Raw genomic sequence first — 18367 nt, 5'->3', positions numbered from 1 at the left:
TAAAAAAAGGTTATTCCAACTTTTGATGCTCATCCATATCTCTTTTCAAATCTAAATTTCTAAAAGTTGGTGATTTTAATGCAGTGAAAATAACAGTCAAAAGCGTTACACTTCCTCCAAAAACAACTGAGGTTACAGCGCCCATCAATTTAGCTGTTGCGCCACTTTCAAAAGCACCTAATTCGTTTGAAGATCCAACAAAAATGGAGTTTACAGCACCAACGCGTCCGCGCATGTGATCTGGAGTTTTTAGCTGTAAAATGGTCTGACGGATAACTACTGAAATTCCGTCTGCCAAGCCGCTTAAAAATAAGGCGAAAACCGAAAGCCAGAAATAAGTAGAAAGTCCAAATAAAATAATAGATAATCCGAAAACAAAAATGGCAATTAAAAGTTTTTTTCCTGCATTTTCATACAAAGGAACGTAAGCCGAAACCAACATTGTGATAAAAGCACCGACAGCAGGAGCAGCCCTTAAAATTCCGAAACCTTCAGAACCTACTTTTAAAATATCTTGTGCAAAAACCGGTAATAAGGCAACTGCACCTCCAAAAAGTACTGCGATCATGTCAAGCGAGAGAGCTCCCAAAACAATTTTATTTTTAAATACGAAAGTTATGCCTTCCATAAGACTGTCTTTCATAGATTCTCCCATTTTCGGATTTATAATTGGTTTTTGGCTGATTTGAGATAACGCAATTAATGAAAGAATTGAGAATCCAAAAACTAAACACATAGACCAGTGAACGCCAATCCAGTTTATTGAAAACCCAGCCAGTGCTGGCCCCATAACGGCTCCAATTTGCCAAACCGAACTGCTCCAAGTTGCAGCATTTGGATATACTTTTTTAGGAATGATTAGTGATAAAAGAGAGAAAATAGTTGGCCCCATAAAAGAACGAACGATTCCGCCAAAAAATACTAAAGCGTAAATGGAATACAAAATAAGATGCGTAGACCAGCCTCCAACTACTTTTGGCCAAGTCAATAAGAAAAGCCCAAAACTGATTACTGAAAATCCTAGAATACATTTTACCAACAGGCTTTTCTTTTCTCGTTGATCTACAATATGTCCTGCAAACAAAGACATTGAAACCGCGGGAATAATTTCCATTAAACCAATAATTCCTAAAGAAAGCGGATTTTTAGTTAAACTATAAACTTCCCACTCAATTACAATAAACTGCATTGACCAGGCAAAAACCATGGCAAAACGCAGTAATAAAAAAACGTTGAATTCTCTATATCGAAGCGCCTGATACGGATCGCGCTTAGTTGATTTAATTTCTTCCATTTGTTCTAATGTCTTTTAGCATAAGCTGAGTAGAAACTGTTCCATTCCACTCGTTTTCAGCAATGCAGTATGCTAGCTGAAATGTATTCTGATTTTTAGTTATATCTAATTTTTTTCCCAATCCGAAACCAATAGCGGCAATTCCGTCGGAATTATATTGTTTGGCAAAAAGTCTCAAATGTTCTTCTTCTGCTCCCAAAGTTTTGGCGTAACCTGTATCTTTTACTTCTTGGGTCATAAAAACTGGTGTCATGTTTTGAGGACCAAAAGGTTCGAATTGTTTTAAAATTCGAATTAATTTTGGAGTAATGTCTGAGAAATTAATTTCAGCATCAATCTCAATTTCTGGCGTAAGCATTTCGGGCTGAATAGTTTCTGAGACGCATTTTTCAAAAGCATTTTTAAAGGCTTCATAATTTTCTGCTTTCAAAGTCATTCCGGCAGCATACATGTGACCTCCAAATTGTTCCAAATGTTCGGCGCACGCATCGAGTGCATTATAAACATCAAAACCTTTTACAGATCGGGCAGAAGCGGCATATTTGTCACCACTTTTAGTAAAAACCAAAGTCGGGCGATAATAGGTTTCGATTAATCTTGAAGCCACAATTCCGATTACACCTTTGTGCCAGTCTTCTTGAAAAACAACGGTAGAAAAACGTTCTTCTTCGTTGTTTTCTATAATCTGCTGAAAAGCTTCTTTGGTGATTTTTTTATCTAAATCTTTTCGGTCTGCGTTGTATTGTTCAATTTCTGAAGCAAATTGCTGTGCTTGCTCAAAATTGAATTCAGTAAGAAGTTCTACAGCGTGATTCCCGTGTTTGATTCTTCCTGCTGCATTAATTCTTGGCGAAATAATAAAAACAACATCAGTAATATCTAAAGTTTTCTTTTTTACCTGATGCGTTAACGCTTTAATTCCTGGTCTTGGCTCGCTGTTAATGACTTTCAATCCGAAATAAGCCAGAACACGATTTTCTCCCGTAATCGGAACAATATCGGCGGCAATTGCCGTAGCAACTAAATCCAGATACGGAACTAAATCTTCAATCGTTTCATTTCGATTCTGACCTAAAGCTTGAATCAACTTAAATCCAACGCCACAACCGCACAATTCGTCATAAGGATAAGAGCAATCTTCTCTTTTCGGATCTAAAACGGCAACCGCATCAGGAAGAATGTCTCCTGGACGGTGGTGATCGCAAACGATAAAATCAATGTTTCTGGCTTTCGCGTAGGCGATATGATCAATTGATTTTATTCCGCAGTCGAGCGCAATAATTAATGAAATTCCGTTGTCGTCTGCATAATCGATTCCTTTATACGAAACGCCATAACCTTCGGCATAACGATCGGGAATGTAAGTCGCAACATTTGGATAGTGTGATTTTAAATACGAAGAAACCAAAGAAACCGCTGTTGTTCCGTCAACATCATAATCGCCAAAAACGAGAATGTTTTCTTCATTTTGAATGGCTTGTTCGATTCGGGCAACGGCTTTGTCCATATCTTTCATCAGATATGGATCATGAAGATGCTCTAAAGACGGACGAAAGAAATTCTTCGCATCATCAAAAGTTTCAATTCCTCGCTGAATCAAAAGTGTGGCTACAAAATCTTCTACATTTAAGGCCTGAGCCAAATGTTTGATCTTTTCTTCAGAAGGTTTTGGTTTTAAGGTCCAGCGCATTTTTTAATTGTAGATTGTAGATTTTAGATTTTAGATTGAGAAAATCTAAAAACGTTTAATCTGGATGTGTATTTTTTTAGCCAAAGATTAGAAGGATTCGAAAGGATCTTTTTAACCGCAAATTTCACAAATTTTCACAAATTGAATTAGCGGAATTTGTGAAATTTGCGGTTCATTTTTTAAATAATCATTCAAATCCTTTTATCCCGATAGCTATCGGGAGTGACAGAATATTAGGTTTCAACTATGTCAAAGTTTTAAGAGTTGAAGATGTAGCATTTAAGAATCTAAAATCTACACTCTAAAATCTAAAATTACTTTGCTTCAAGTGCATTTCCTTCAAACTGAATTCCGTCCCAGCCTAAGTTGATGAAATTTCTAATGTTTTGGTGATTGGTTCCGTTTGGATCGCCTAACACTTCTTCAAAATAAAAAGCTCCAAAGCAAGCTAATGTTTCTTCTTTGTTTAAATTCTGCAATTTCGCAAAAGAAAACAATTTGCAAGAACCAGAATTTTCGCCTGCTGCGTTATGTTGTGTTCCGTTTTGAAAAGCAGTTGGAGTAAAGTTGTAATTTTCTTCGATTACTGCAATTGTTTCAGGAAATGTTATTTGTGTTGGTGTTTGTTTTACTTTTTCTAAAAAGGCTTGAATGCTCATGTATGTATTCTTTTTGTTCTTAATTCTTCTTTATATAGTTTTTGATGAAATTTTCTACTTTTCTTCCATCAAATGTTTTGTTATCAATTTCAAAATATATTTCATCATCATTACTTTGTTTTAAAGTAAAGGTTGTTTTGTTTCCATTTTCTTCTAAAATATAAATGTCCAACCATTGTTCAGGTCTTATATTTTCAATATATTTTGCATTTGAAGAATTTGCTATTTTACAAAAATCAATAATTTCATTTTGTGTTAAGGAAAAATAATATTCTTTATAGAAATCATATTCTTTTCCATTCCAATTCCAACTTCCGTCGCCATTGGAGATTTTGCTTATTGTTTTTGGATTTAACTTTGTTTTTTCTGTAATATCAAAGGATTGTTTTTTGTAATAAAAGACATTATATAAAGCTAAAACAAATGATAAATTTGAAATAATTATTATTGTAATAAGTATCTTTTTTCTAGTCATTCACAATACTATATTATTCTTCCTCGTCTTTCGAATATTTACTTTTCTTAGCTTCTTTTTCTATTGTTTTTCCGGCAACAACCACAACGATTTCTCCTCTTGGTGCAGTTTTTTCAAAATGAGCTAAAACTTCTTTTGCAGTTCCGCGGACGTTTTCTTCGTGGAGTTTTGATAATTCACGCGAAACACAAACTTGTCTATCTTCTCCGAAATACTGAACAAACTCCGCTAGAGTTTTAACCAATTTATGTGGAGAAACATACAGAATCATGGTTCTAGTTTCTTCAGCTAAAGCCAAAAAACGAGTTTGGCGTCCTTTTTTCTCCGGAAGGAAACCTTCAAAAATAAAGCGGTCATTTGGGAGTCCGCTGTTTACGAGAGCAGGAACAAAAGCCGTTGCTCCAGGAAGACATTCGACAGGAATATTATTTTCAACACAAGCACGAGTCAGTAAAAATCCCGGATCTGAAATCGCAGGAGTTCCGGCGTCTGAAATTAAAGCGATAGTTTCGCCAGCTTTCAAACGTGCAATTAAATTCTCTGTTGTTTTGTGTTCGTTGTGCATATGATGGCTGTGCATGTGCGTGCCAATTTCAAAATGCTTCAAGAGTTTTCCGCTTGTGCGGGTATCTTCCGCCAAAATCAAATCGACTTCTTTCAAAACCCGAATGGCTCTAAAAGTCATGTCTTCAAGATTGCCAATCGGCGTTGGAACGATATATAATTTGGACATAAATTTTTATATTATAACACGAATTGCACTAATTAGCACAAATTCTAAACTTTAAAATTGCACAAAAAAAATTTCGTGGTAATTCGTGACTCGAGTGAAACGAATAGACGAAGTAAATTTGTGTTTTATTCTTCAAGAAAATTTCTTCTCAATAATTCCTAGAAAACGCTCTGCATAGTCGTCTTTTCCTTCCCAGTTGTTGTAATCTGGTTTAACCATGTTTTCGATAAAATCTTTTGCCTCGCTAAAAGAATCAAAAGTCAATAATTGGTTTAAAACACGACTGTAATCTTCTGTACTGTTTCCGAAAAGATTTTTAGTAAAAGCAATTCTGTCATTCAAATCAATATGAAAACCTCTTGCCAGTTTTTCATTTAAGGTTACAGGTTTTTGTTGTGCAGGAGTTTCTAAAATCGCAGTTTCCTCTTTTTTAGGCTCTTTAAAATCACTTATAGAAGGAGCTGGAGTTGGAGGGACAGCTTCAAAACTATCCACTTTTACAAATTGTGCATCGGCATAATTAATGCCAAAATCTTCAAACTGAATAGTTGGCTGCGAAGGAGTTTCTGCCTTTGGCTCTATTTTAGTATCCTCTTTAACTTCTTCTTTGATTGGTTCCGTTTCCAATTCAAAAGCAGGCTTGAAATCTGGAATTGGTTTCAGTTCATTTACAGTTGTGAATGAAAGATCATCAATCGGTTTTTTAATTTCTTCTGTTTTTTCAGCAACTGGCTCAACAATCTCTTCAACAACTGGTTTTTCAACTTCAGCAGCGATTGGATCAACAGTTTCTTCGATTACTGGTTCTTCAACTGCTTCAACTTCTGCAATTGGTTCAACAGTTTCAACAGGTTTTTCTTCTGAAATCTCAGGCTCGTAAGATTCTTCAAGCGCAATTACTTTTTCTGCAGCTGGAGTCTCTATTTCAATTACAGCTGGAATTATTTCTTCTTGTTTATCGAAAATAGTTTCCAATTCAGAAGTAATATCATTTTGTCCAATTGTTGGTTTTGCAGCATCGAAATTCTCTTCTACAAATTTTAATACCGCTAATTTCTCGTATAATTTCTGAGTTTCAAGGTACAATTGATTGATATCGGATTTGTTTTTTAATTTTAAAATTCGATGTGCAATGCTAATTAAATCAGCTTCCAATTTTTTTTTCATAACTGTTGAAATTATAGTGAATAAGGTATTTTAGTGTATTTAATGTCTGAATGTCTCTATTATCAAGGAAATTCAAAAGATATTTTTTTATTTCTGTTAATACGCTTTCGCGAATCTACGGTTTGATAAAAATTTTCTACTTTTGAAAAAATGTAAAACAGCACATTTTTACATCAATTTATTGCCAGTACAAAGTAATAAAAACTATTCATTTTTAAAGGTAGAAAAATACAAAATGTTTCTCGAAAATACAGTAAATCACAAAGAACAATTTGGTTGGATTGAAGTTATTTGTGGATCAATGTTTTCGGGTAAAACCGAAGAGCTGATCCGAAGATTAAAGCGCGCCCAATTTGCCAAACAAAGAGTCGAAATCTTTAAACCTGCTATTGATACCCGTTATCATGACGAAATGGTGGTGTCTCATGATGCCAACGAAATTCGTTCTACACCCGTTCCTGCAGCAGCTAACATATTGATTTTAGCTCAAGGATGCGACGTAATCGGAATCGATGAAGCACAGTTTTTTGATGATGAAATTATTACCGTTTGCAACGATTTGGCCAATCAAGGAATTCGTGTAATTGTTGCAGGATTGGATATGGATTTTAAAGGAAATCCGTTTGGACCAATGCCTGGATTAATGGCAACTGCCGAATATGTAACAAAAGTTCACGCCGTTTGCACGCGAACAGGAAATTTGGCTAATTACAGTTTTAGAAAAACAGCCAACGATAAATTGGTCATGTTAGGAGAAACAGAAGAATACGAACCGCTTAGCCGTGCAGCGTATTTTAATGCTATGAAGAAAAGTCAGGAAAAATAAATTTAAATTTCCCTAAATAAAAAACAAAATATGAGAAAGTCGACTGCTTTATTATTGGTACTGATCGGAATTGCAGTGGCTTTTGTGGTTTATTTCCAGTTTTATCTCGCCAAAAATGCAGATGAGGTGAACACTGAAGTAGCAGAATTGGTTGCAAAATATAACAAAAGCTGTCCGCTCAATATTCAGGAAGGAATGAGATTAGACAGTGTAAGCCTTCCAGAAGAAAGGTTTGTTCAGTACAATTTGACTTTGTTAAATGTTGCAAAAGAAACAGCTGAGGTAAATGTTATTCAAGAAGAACTAAAGAAAAGCTTAAAAAGTACCGCAAAAGAAAATTCAGGACTTCAAGTTTTTAGAGATAATGATTATACTCTGATTTACCATTACACTGATAAAAAGAAATCTTTTTTATTTGATGTGAAGATTTTGCCGGATGAGTATAAATAGTTAAAAATATACATTAATTGATATTATAAAACCCGACAGATTTTAAATCTGTCGGGTTTTATGTTTTTATATAAATAGTTTTGTTATTCCGTTAGGAATATGTGGTCGGTAGCCAAAATATTAGGGATTTTACGTTGTGTCATGTAGGGACACCTGATTTTTTTGAAAACAATCAATTTATCAAACGTTCCTACGGAGCGTATAACCGCAATCTAATTTGTTTTCTACCGATGAAACATTCCTAGCGGAATGAAAAAAATCCGATAGATTTTGAAATCTGTCGGATTTTTTTTAAATGAACTTATATTTCTTATATGGTTTTAAAAAAAAATCTAAATCTTCTTTCTCATTCTCGCCACAGGAATATCAAGCTGTTCGCGATACTTAGCAATCGTTCTTCTCGCAATCGGATATCCTTTTTCTTTTAATATTTCGGCCAATTGATCGTCTGGAAGCGGTTTTCTCTTGTCTTCTTCTTCAATAGTATTCTGAAGAATCTTTTTGATTTCTAAAGTCGAAACATCTTCTCCCTGATCATTTTTCATCGCTTCAGAGAAGAATTCTTTAATTAGTTTTGTTCCGTATGGCGTTTCCACATATTTGCTGTTGGCTACACGCGAAATCGTCGAAATATCCAAACCAACCATATCTGCAATATCTTTTAAGATCATTGGTTTTAGTTTGGTTTCGTCACCGTCTAAGAAATATTCTTCCTGATAATGCATAATCGCATTCATGGTAACAAAAAGAGTTTCCTGACGCTGTCTGATCGCATCGATAAACCATTTTGCAGAATCTAGTTTTTGTTTGATAAACTGAACCGCATCTTTCTGCGCAGTCGATTTATCGCGAGATTCTTTATACGTCTGCATCATTTCCTGATAATCTTTAGAAACGTGCAGAGAAGGAGCGTTACGTCCGTTTAAAGTCAATTCCAATTCGCCGTCTACAATTCTAATGGCAAAATCGGGAACGATATTCTCCGTTACTTTATTATTTCCAGTAAAAGAACCGCCTGGTTTCGGATTCAAACGTTCAATTTCGTGAATTGCTTTTTTAAGCTGTTCGTTCGAAACGCTATATTTCTGTAATAACTTATCGTAATGTTTCTTCGTAAAAGCATCAAACTGATTTTCGATAATGTCAATCGCTAAATCAACATATTCAGTTGGTGTTTTATGTTTTAATTGAAGCAACAAACATTCTTGTAAATCACGTGCGCCGACACCAGAAGGCTCCAGCTCATGAATTACCGTCATCATTTTTTCGACCATCGCTTCATCAGTATAAATTCCCTGAGTAAAAGCCATGTCGTCTACAATATCTGGAATGCTTCTGCGGATGTAGCCCATATCATCAATACTTCCTACTAAGAACTCAGCGATTTCGCGCTCTTCATCATTCAAAATAAAAGTATTCAACTGATTAATCAAATCCTGATGAAAACTTATCGGAGCCGCAAAAGGCGTTTCGCGCTCTTCATCATCGCTGTAATTGTTAACCTGAGTTTTGTAATCAGGCGTATCGTCGTCGCTTAAGTATTCGTCAATGTTAATATCGTCTGCTTCGATTCTGTCCGATTCGTTATCATCGTAATCGTCGTAGTCTTCATTAGAATATTCATCAGCTTCGTAATCGTCTTCTTTTCCAGCTTCAAGTGCCGGATTTTCGTTCATTTCTTCCAATAAACGCTGTTCAAAAGCTTGCGTAGGCAATTGAATTAACTTCATCAGTTGGATTTGCTGTGGAGATAATTTTTGAGATAATTTTAAATTTAAAAATTGCTTAAGCATATATAAAGGTGCTAAGGCACTAAGCTTCTAAGATGCTTAGTCTCTTATGTTGACGAATTAATTCGAATTAAATTATTTTTTGAAACTTAAACTCTTAGCATCTTAAATGCTAAGGGTCTATTTTTAATCTTAGAACCTTAGCATCTTAGAAGCTTAGAAGCTTTTTATTAAAACTCTGCACTACCTGGAGTTCTTGGGAAAGGAATTACGTCTCTAATGTTTGTCATACCAGTAACAAACAATACCAAACGCTCAAATCCTAAACCGAAACCTGCGTGTGTTGCAGAACCAAATCTTCTGGTGTCTAAATACCAGTATAATTCTTCTTTGTCAATTCCAAGAGCTTCCATTTTCTGAACCAGAACATCGTAACGCTCTTCTCTTTCAGAACCACCAACGATTTCTCCAATTCCAGGGAAAAGTATATCCATTGCACGAACCGTTTCTCTTCCTGGTTCTGTGTTATCATTCAAACGCATGTAAAACGCTTTAATGTTTGCTGGGTAATCGTATAAAATTACTGGACATTTAAAGTGTTTTTCTACTAAATAACGCTCGTGTTCAGACTGTAAATCTGCTCCCCATTCGTTGATTAGGTAACTGAATTTCTTCTTTTTATTTGGAGTTGAATCTCTTAAAATATCAATTGCTTCAGTATACGAAACACGTTTGAAGTTGTTTTCTAAAACAAAGTTTAGTTTCTCCAACAAACTCATTTCGCTTCTGTCTGCCTGTGGTTTCGATTTTTCTTCTTCCAAAAGTCTTCCTTCTAAGAATTTCAAATCATCTTTACAGTTGTCTAAAGCATATTTAATAACGTACTGAATAAAATCTTCAGCCAAATCCATGTTGTCGTCCAAGTCGTTGAAAGCAACTTCTGGCTCAATCATCCAGAATTCTGCTAAGTGACGTGAAGTATTTGAATTTTCTGCTCTAAACGTTGGTCCAAAAGTATAAATCTGACCCAAAGCCATTGCAAAAGTTTCACCTTCTAATTGTCCAGAAACCGTTAAGTTCGTATGTTTTCCAAAGAAATCTTGTTTAAAATCAATGTTTCCTTCTTCATTTTTTGGAAGATTATCCAATGGTAAAGAAGTAACTTGGAACATTTCTCCAGCACCTTCAGCATCAGCTCCTGTAATAATTGGCGTGTTTACATAAACAAAACCTTTATCCTGAAAGTATTTGTGAACCGCATAAGACAATACCGAACGCACACGCATAATCGCACCAAAAGCATTTGTACGTACACGCAAGTGAGCGTTTTCACGTAAAAATTCTAAAGAGTGTTTTTTAGGTTGCATTGGGAATTTTTCAGCATCAGAATCTCCAAGAATTTCAAGTTTGTTTACCTGAATTTCGTATTTCTGACCCGCACCTTTACTTTCAACCAAAGTTCCAATTACAGAAACAGAAGCTCCAGTCGTAATTCTTTTTAAAGTTTCTTCTGGCGTATTTTCAAAATCAACAACACATTGAATATTATTAATGGTAGAACCGTCATTTAGCGCGATGAACTGATTATTTCTAAAAGTTCTCACCCATCCTTTTGCATTCACTTCCTGTAACGTCGTCGTACTGTTTAATAAGTCTCTAACTTTTGTGTGTTTCATTGTTATTTAAGATTTTAGATTTCTGACTTAGGCTTTAAACTAAATCAGTGTTTTTATATCGAATTGCAAATATAAACGATAATAATTAATTTTTGAAGCTGTTTCCTGCTCTTCGCTGTATCTTTCTATTTTTAAAGAAAAAATAGAAAGGATGCCGCTTCGATCAGGGCTAGGGCAGTCGGTTTCAAAAGTTTTTTTTATTGTATGCGATTATGTTTCTTCTCTTCTCTAAGAAATTTAACTATGACATAAAGAAAAACAACTGATCCTAAAATCGATAAAATTGCAGTAAAATAATTATAAGGTTCAGTAATTTGTTTTAAATTTTCAAAGTCATTAATTTTTATTGACTTGAAGAATAGCTCTTTTTTAAATTTACTATAACTATCGACTTTAGAATAAATAAATATATAAGTTGTGCCATTTAAAAATAAGATTTGACTTTCTCCTATTTCTTCTTCAGACTCTTTTCCTTTAAAATGTAATTTATAAGCTAAAAAATTATTGATTTTTATTTCAAATGAATCCTTTAGAAATAAACCCTTTTGCGCCATGCTTTTGATTTGCTTAGCTATCTTAATCTTATAGTTTCTTTTTAATTCACTTAAGTTTTGAGGTTTTTCTTCGCTTAAAGTGTCACTAGGAATTACATTTAGTTTCATTGCAAAAAAAGAATCTTCTTTAGAATTTACATAATAGACTTTTCCTTTAACGCTTTGCTCATTTATTTCAAAGATTTCTGGTTTGCTCGGAAAATTAATTGAAATATTTTCATCAATTTTAGTCTGACCAAAAAAGGTAAAAGATTTTAGCAATAGGAGATAAAAAAAAATATTTTTCATGTAAAATGTTTTTGCAATATTCTGTCAAACAATTAATTCGTGTAAATTTATAAGCCACGAATTCACGAATTATTTATTTTTTTATTCGTGAATTCGTGGCGAATTTCTAAAAGGGAATGAAAGATTACTTATCCAAATTCTCCAATTCTTCTTTCTTAGTTTTCTTCTTCTCAAAAGTTAAAACCAGCGATGGTAAAACCACCAAATTCGCAAACATTGCAAAAACCAAAGTGCAAGAAATCAATCCTCCAAGCGCAATAGTTCCGCTGAAACTTGATAAAGTGAAAGTCGCAAAACCTAAAATTAAAACCACAGAAGTATAGAAAGTACTTACTCCAGTTTCTCTTAAAGCACTGAAAACCGATTTCTTAACCTTTCCTTTATTTTGAATCAAGTCGTGTTTGTATTTCGCCATAAACTGAATCGCATTATCAACCGAAATTCCGAAAGCGATACTAAATACCAAAATCGTTGATGGTTTTAACGGAATTCCGAAATAACCCATTAATCCAGAAGTAATGCAAAGTGGTAAAATATTCGTAATCAAAGAAGCCGCAACCATTTTGAAAGATCTGAACAAATACAGCATTAAAATTGCAATAGTTGCAATAGCAAAAAGCAATGACTCGATCAAGTTGTGCGCCAAATAAGTTGTTCCTTTCTGGAAAACCAATGCTTTTCCTGTAATCGTAACTTCGTAACGATCTTTCGGGAAAATTTCATCAATTTTCTTGCGAATTTTTCCTTCTACTTTTGCCATTTCATCCGTTCCGATATCTTTCATGAAAGTTGTGATTCTAGCATATTGCCCAGTCGAATCTACATAAGCTTTCATTAGATTTTCTTTGCTGTTTTTAGTCGCATTTTTAGCATAACTCAAAATAAAAGTCTGCTCTTGCGAAGTCGGCAATTGGTAATATTCTGGGTTTCCATTGTAGAAAGCCTGTTTAGAATATTTCACCAAATTCACTACAGAAACCGGTTTTGCCAATTCTGGAATTTCTGCAATTGTATTTTGCAGTTCATCCATTTTACGAATGGTAGAAGCCTTCATAACACCTTTTTTCTTTTTGGTGTCAATCATAATTTCAAGAGGCATTACACCATTAAATTCTTTTTCGTAAAACAAAATATCTTTAAAGAACGAAGCGCTTTTTGGCATTTCGCCAATCAAACTTCCCGAAACTTTCATTTGTCTAACACCATTCAAACTCACGATAAAAAGTACCGCATAAATAATATAGACAATTGTCTTTTTGCCTTTAACAATTGTAGCAACAGAATTTAAAAGCGTCGAAATATACGTTTTGTCTAAGTGATATAAGTGTTTTGCTTTCGGCAATGGCATAAAACTGTAGATAATTGGCACAATAAAAAGTGTCAAAGTATAAACAGAAAGCACGTTGATAGAAGTGACTAAACCGAATTCAAACAGCAATTCGTTTCCTGTAATCATCAAAGTTGCAAAACCAATCGCAGCGGTTAAATTGGTCATTAAAGTTGATGATCCAATTTTTGAAATCACACGCTGTAACGCTTTTGCCTGATTGTTGTGTATTTTAATTTCCTGCTGGTATTTGTTAATCAGGAAAATACAGTTTGTAATTCCGATTACAATAATCAGCGGTGGAATAATAGCTGTTAAAATGGTGATTTTATAACCCAACAATCCAAGCATTCCAAATGACCAAGTTACACCGACAATTAAAATACAAATTGAAATAAATGTAGCTCTAAACGAACGGAAAAAGAAAAAGAAAATCAATGAAACGGTCAGTAAAGACGCACCAATGAAAAGTCCAATTTCGCCTTTCATGTTGTCGGCGTTGATCGTTCTGATGTATGGCATTCCAGAAACTTTCAAATCGATTCCAGTTGTTTTTTCAAATTTATCAATCTTCGGAACCAGCGTTTTCAGAATAAAAGTTTTTCTTTCAGCGGTGTTTACCAAAGCTTTATTCATGTAAATCGCCGAACGCACGCTTCCGCTTTTTTTGTTGAATAAAAGTCCTTCGTAAAAAGGCAGATTATTGAACAATTCATCTTGAGCCTTTTTTAAATAAGCAGGATCTAAAACTTTACTTTGATCGATAAAAGGCGTTAAAACAAATTTTTCATTAACCGTATCTTTCTCCAGTTTTTTCAAATCATTTAAGGAAACGACTAAATCAACTTCTTTAGATTTTTTCAAGCCTGTCATTAATTCATTCCAAGCGGCGTAATTTTTAGGCGTAAAAAAGTTTTTATCCTGAAAACCAATCACAATTAGGTTTCCTTCTTCACCAAATTTGTCTAAGAATTTTTGATAATCTTTATTGGCAATATGATCTTTAGGAAGCAGGTTTGCTTCAGTGTAAGTCATAGATAGATTTTTCCACTGATAACCAAAGAAAATAGTTAAAGCAGAAAGTATAACCAGAATCGTAATTCTGTTTTTAAGTATGATTCGGGCTAGTTTTTCCCAAAATCCAACTTGAATAGCGTTTTTCATAACATCTTTAAAAAATGGTTGCAAATGTAGTGAAAAGTGCTCGAAATCATAAACAATCGCCTCTATTTTACTTTATGTTAACACAAACCGTAACATCTTAAAAATAGGATAATTTACTTGCTTTTTGCTTTTTAGTCGTCTGCTTTTGCCATATTTGCAATTAATTTTGCAATAAAAAAAATCGGTTATTGTAATTTGTACTTAAAAATAGATTAACAGCGATGCAGCAAAACAATACAACAACTTTTATTTTTCTGGCAATTCTTCTGCTTCTCATCATCATTATTTGTTTTATGGTTTATCAATTAATGCAAACCAAAAAAGCCAAAGAAGATGCCGAAAAAAGTTTCTATGCTTTAGAATCAAAAGTGAACGATTTGCAATTGGAGAATTTAGAATCAAAACTAAATCCGCATTTGTTTAAAAATATTTTAAATTCGATTCAGTCGCATGCTTACCAAACCTACTTTGCACTTGATAAATTGGCTAATGTGTTGGATTATATTTTGTACGAAAGCAAAAAGAAATTTGTAACAGCCAAAGAAGAAATAGATTTTGCTCTGAATTTAATCGAAATAAATAAAATCAAAATCAGTCCGCTTTTTGAGCTTAAAGTCAAAACCAATATTAATCAAGAAGATAAACTGTACGATCAGCCTTTGCTGGCACCTTTAATTTCGATCGATTTAATTGAAAATGCTTTTAAACATGCCGATCTACAAAGTCCCGATGCTTTTATTACGGTAGTTTTTGAGTTTAAAGACAATGCTTTTTTTATGACGGTTTCCAATAAAATCTCTGATAAAAAAGTATTGAAAAAAGAACGAAGCGGTTTTGGCCATGCCACACTCGAACATCGTCTTCGCATTATTTACAAAAACAATTTCAAACTCGATAAGTTTATAGAAAACGACGTTTATATTGCTCATCTAAAAATTGATTTACTTGAATACAAAACTGAAATGCTTGCTTCTGGACGATGAACTTCCGGGATTAACGTACTTAAAAATGCTTTGCGAACAGATTCCTGAACTGGAAATCGTAAAAACATTTAATAATCCCGAGAAACTTTTGTCTGATATTTCGGATCTGGATTTCGATCTATTGATCTCTGATATCGAAATGCCAGGAATCGACGGATTGCATCTGGCTGAAAAACTTCAGGATAAATTGGTAATTTTCTGCACGGCGTACAAAGAATATGCGGCCGAAGCGTTTAACATAGATGCGGTAGATTACATTACAAAACCTGTAAAATTGGAGCGTTTAGAAAAAGCGATTTCAAAGGCTCTTGAACGTTTTGAAAAATCAAATTCAGATAAAAAATTCATTCAGCTCAATACTGACAAAGGGAAGACGCTGCTGTATTTTAATAAAATCCAGTACATCACAACTGCATTAAGCGACAGCCGAGACAAAACGGTGCTTCTTACTGACGGAAGTTTTTTGAATTTAAAAAATGTAAAATTCGACACGCTTTTAAAAGAATTGCCAGATGCCGATTTCTGCCGAATCAATAAAAAAGAAATTGTGGCTGTAAAAGCGATAAAATTCTTTAACCATAACGAAATTGTCTTGCATCATTTGGACGAAAACAATAAAAATACAGCCTTAATTTTAAGTGAAACCTATCGTTCTGATTTTTTAAAAAAGGTAAAATTATAACTTATTACAAAGTTTTTCCGACTTGTTACATACATTGAAAATTAGCTGGAAATTTGCTTTTTCACGTAAAACTCAGTTCTGATATTTGCGCAAATAAATCTAAAGAACGAGTTATGAATAACATTAAGAACTCTATATTCTATGTTACAATTATTGGTGGTTTTACAGCACTAATATATTGGGTAATTTCTAAAGGCGCCTCATTAGAAGTGGGTCGTAATATTGTAAAGAAAAGTGTTGAAAGCAATCATTGGAAAGACTTTCTTCATTCGATGGTCGAAAATCTGCAGCATCCTCTTGCTATTTTACTAGCGCAGATCGTAACCATCATTTTGGTCGCTCGTCTGTTTGGATGGATTTTTAGAAAAATAGGACAGCCGTCGGTAATCGGAGAAATGATTGCCGGAATTGTGTTAGGGCCATCTTTAGTCGGAATGTATTTCCCAGAGTTTTCGGCAGCTTTATTCCCAGCAGCATCTTTAGGAAACTTACAGTTTTTAAGCCAGATCGGTTTAATTCTTTTCATGTTTGTGATCGGAATGGAATTGGACTTGAAAGTCCTAAAAAATAAAGCGCATGATGCTGTTGTTATTAGCCATGCCAGTATCGTAATTCCGTTTGCTTTAGGTTTGTCATTGGCCTATTTTATATACGAGACTTTTGCGCCGGAAGGAGTGGAGTTTTCTTCTTTCGGATTGTTTATGGGTATTGCTATGAGTATTACCGCTTTCCCGGTTTTAGCTCGAATTGTGCAAGAACGCGGTATGCAGAAAACAAAACTAGGAACTATTGCCATTACGTGTGCCGCGGCAGATGATATTACAGCTTGGTGTATTTTGGCGGTTGTTATTGCCATTGTAAAAGCAGGTTCGCTTTCGAGTTCGCTTTATGTTATCGGAATGGCGATTTTGTATGTAATTATTATGCTAAAAATCGTTCGTCCGTTCTTGAAAAGGGTAGGAGATTTGAATGCAACTCGTGAAAGCTTGAATAAACCAGTTGTTGCGATTTTCTTTATCACACTTTTAATTTCTTCCTATGCTTCTGAATTAATTGGAATTCATGCTTTATTTGGAGCTTTTTTAGCGGGAGTAATCATGCCTGAAAACAATAAATTCAGAAATATATTTATTGAAAAGGTTGAAGACGTTGCCATTATTGTTCTATTGCCACTATTCTTCGTGTTTACTGGTTTGCGTACACAAATCGGATTGCTGAATGATCCTGAATTATGGAAAATTACAGGTTTGATCATTCTGGTTGCGGTTGTAGGTAAATTTTTTGGAAGCGCTTTTGCAGCCAAATTTATGGGGCAGAACTGGAAAGACAGTTTGGCCATTGGTGCCTTGATGAACACGAGAGGTTTAATGGAACTCGTGGTTTTAAATATCGGTTATGATCTTGGTGTATTGTCTACAGAAATCTTCACGATGATGGTCATTATGGCATTAATCACTACTTTTATGACGGGACCAGCATTAGATTTCATCGGATTTATTTTTAAAGATAAGGTCACGGCTGTTCCTCAGGAAATAGGAAGTAAAAGCAAATTCAAGATCCTGCTTTCGTTTGCAACTCCAGAAAAAGGGAAAAAACTGCTCAAGATTGCCAATAGTTTGGTGAAAAAACAAGCAGACAATTCAATCGTCACAGCGATGCATATTTCTTTAAGTACAGAAGTGCACTCTTTTGATGTGAAAGAATATGAGCGCAAAATGCTGGTTCCGGTTATTGAAGAATCGCATGCGCTGAATCAGGATATGTTGAGTTTGTTCAAAGTTTCTAATGATATTGATTCGGATATAATTGATACGGCCAATCATGGCGAATATGATTTGTTATTGGTTGGTTTAGGTCAGTCTATTTTTGACGGAACTTTACTTGGAAAAATACTTGGTTTTACGACCAGAATGGTAAATCCAGATCGTTTGATTGACAAGTTTACAGGAAAAGAAGGTTTGTTTGAAAATTCTCCTTTCGATGAAAGAACACGCCATATTATTACAAAATCTAGAATGCCAGTCGGAATTTTTATCGATAAAAACTTAGAAGACGTCAATCGCGTTTTGATGCCTGTTTTTAGTAAAGAAGATGCTTTTTTAATTGAATATGCTAAAAAACTAATCAATAATAACGGTTCTCAGATTACGGTTTTAGATGCTGGCGGAGAAGTAAAGAATACTAGAGAAATTCAAGAAACCATTCGTTCTATCGAGCAGATTGCGCCAAATCATATCATGATTATGAATGACAGAACGCTAAAGAAAGAATTTTTAGAAAGTCAGGATTTAATGATTATCAGTCTGGAAAGCTGGAAAAAGCTAATAGAATCTCAAAGCATTTGGCTGAATAATTCACCATCGGTTTTGATTTTTAAACCTTAAAAATTTAGAAAATTCCAATATTTTAAAATTCCAAATTCCAATTTTCTTATTGGGGTTTGGAATTTTGTTTTCTGCCACAGAGATTCGCAAAGAATTTCCACAAAGATGCACGAAGATTTTTAAGTATTGTGAATTGTAGAGGCGCACCGCAGTGCGTCTAACATTTAGTTTTGCCACAGATTAAAAGGATTAAATTGATTATTGATTTAATTCAATCTGCTATAGTCTATTAAAATGTGTGTGAAATACTCAAAAAATCCCTGTAATCCTTTTAATCTGTGGCAA

General features: G+C 34.3%; 15 protein-coding genes. 5 read left to right on the top strand and 10 right to left on the bottom strand.

The annotated features are described in order from the left end of the window. Positions 1-10: 10 nt before the first annotated feature. The 6 genes from AC3E9W_RS00625 to AC3E9W_RS00600 all read right to left on the bottom strand — a co-directional run bounded on the left by AC3E9W_RS00625 (position 11) and on the right by AC3E9W_RS00600 (position 6018). Positions 11-1294: an MFS transporter gene (locus AC3E9W_RS00625; protein WP_488766249.1), complete on the bottom strand. Its 1284-nt coding sequence runs from the start codon at positions 1292-1294 to the stop codon at positions 11-13. Then, the gene (recJ, locus tag AC3E9W_RS00620; RefSeq protein WP_488766247.1) at positions 1281-2984 is read right to left on the bottom strand and encodes a single-stranded-DNA-specific exonuclease RecJ; all 1704 of its coding nucleotides are present in this window, start codon (positions 2982-2984) and stop codon (positions 1281-1283) included. Before recJ ends, AC3E9W_RS00625 begins: the two co-directional genes overlap by 14 nt. A 314-nt stretch (positions 2985-3298) precedes the next feature. Continuing rightward, positions 3299-3643 (bottom strand): HopJ type III effector protein, encoded by a 345-nt coding sequence (locus tag AC3E9W_RS00615; protein WP_113676677.1) that lies wholly within the window; start codon positions 3641-3643, stop codon positions 3299-3301. A gap of 19 nt (positions 3644-3662) precedes the next feature. After that, a complete protein-coding gene (locus tag AC3E9W_RS00610) occupies positions 3663-4118 on the bottom strand; it encodes a hypothetical protein (RefSeq protein WP_488766245.1) in 456 nt (151 codons plus the stop codon). A gap of 13 nt (positions 4119-4131) precedes the next feature. Beyond that, on the bottom strand, positions 4132-4851 hold the full coding sequence (rsmI, locus tag AC3E9W_RS00605; RefSeq protein ID WP_306153344.1) for a 16S rRNA (cytidine(1402)-2'-O)-methyltransferase: 720 nt from the start codon (positions 4849-4851) through the stop codon (positions 4132-4134). 132 nt (positions 4852-4983) lie between these two features. Continuing rightward, entirely contained in the window at positions 4984-6018 is a 1035-nt protein-coding gene (locus AC3E9W_RS00600) for a DUF8457 domain-containing protein (RefSeq protein ID WP_488766242.1), read from the bottom strand. A gap of 235 nt (positions 6019-6253) precedes the next feature. Here AC3E9W_RS00600 and AC3E9W_RS00595 point away from each other — a divergent pair, with 235 nt between their 5' ends. Together AC3E9W_RS00595 and AC3E9W_RS00590 are read left to right on the top strand one after the other, a co-directional pair. Further along, positions 6254-6844, top strand: coding sequence for a thymidine kinase (locus AC3E9W_RS00595; protein ID WP_144219804.1), 591 nt, complete (start codon positions 6254-6256; stop codon positions 6842-6844). A 30-nt stretch (positions 6845-6874) separates the two neighbouring features. Next, positions 6875-7294, top strand: a complete 420-nt coding sequence (locus AC3E9W_RS00590) for a hypothetical protein (protein WP_488766240.1) — start codon at positions 6875-6877, stop codon at positions 7292-7294. A gap of 332 nt (positions 7295-7626) precedes the next feature. Here the strand turns inward: AC3E9W_RS00590 and rpoN are convergent, their stop codons facing one another. From rpoN to AC3E9W_RS00570, 4 genes are all read right to left on the bottom strand, one after another. Further along, positions 7627-9087 (bottom strand): RNA polymerase factor sigma-54, encoded by a 1461-nt coding sequence (gene rpoN, locus AC3E9W_RS00585; protein WP_488766238.1) that lies wholly within the window; start codon positions 9085-9087, stop codon positions 7627-7629. Between the two features lie 167 nt (positions 9088-9254). Then, entirely contained in the window at positions 9255-10700 is a 1446-nt protein-coding gene (gene asnS / locus AC3E9W_RS00580; protein ID WP_306153330.1) for an asparagine--tRNA ligase, read from the bottom strand. Between the two features lie 197 nt (positions 10701-10897). Beyond that, on the bottom strand, positions 10898-11542 hold the full coding sequence (locus AC3E9W_RS00575) for a hypothetical protein (RefSeq protein WP_488766236.1): 645 nt from the start codon (positions 11540-11542) through the stop codon (positions 10898-10900). Positions 11543-11666: 124 nt separating this feature from the next. Next, complete coding sequence (locus AC3E9W_RS00570; RefSeq protein WP_488766234.1) at positions 11667-14033, bottom strand: efflux RND transporter permease subunit; 2367 nt, start codon at positions 14031-14033, stop codon at positions 11667-11669. A gap of 221 nt (positions 14034-14254) precedes the next feature. Here AC3E9W_RS00570 and AC3E9W_RS00565 point away from each other — a divergent pair, with 221 nt between their 5' ends. The 3 genes from AC3E9W_RS00565 (at position 14255) to AC3E9W_RS00555 (ending at position 18082) form a co-directional block, all read left to right on the top strand. Beyond that, positions 14255-15016: a sensor histidine kinase gene (locus AC3E9W_RS00565; protein ID WP_306153326.1), complete on the top strand. Its 762-nt coding sequence runs from the start codon at positions 14255-14257 to the stop codon at positions 15014-15016. Next, positions 14979-15698, top strand: coding sequence for a LytR/AlgR family response regulator transcription factor (locus tag AC3E9W_RS00560; protein ID WP_306153324.1), 720 nt, complete (start codon positions 14979-14981; stop codon positions 15696-15698). The genes AC3E9W_RS00565 and AC3E9W_RS00560 overlap by 38 nt, the downstream gene beginning before the upstream one ends. Before the next feature lie 113 nt (positions 15699-15811). Next, positions 15812-18082 (top strand): cation:proton antiporter, encoded by a 2271-nt coding sequence (locus AC3E9W_RS00555; RefSeq protein WP_306153322.1) that lies wholly within the window; start codon positions 15812-15814, stop codon positions 18080-18082. The last annotated feature ends 285 nt before the right edge of the window (positions 18083-18367 follow it).

Source organism: Flavobacterium sp. 38, assembly GCF_057799715.1.
Note: the sequence above shows the minus strand (reverse complement) of the source record. Positions and strands in the feature narration are given on the sequence as shown.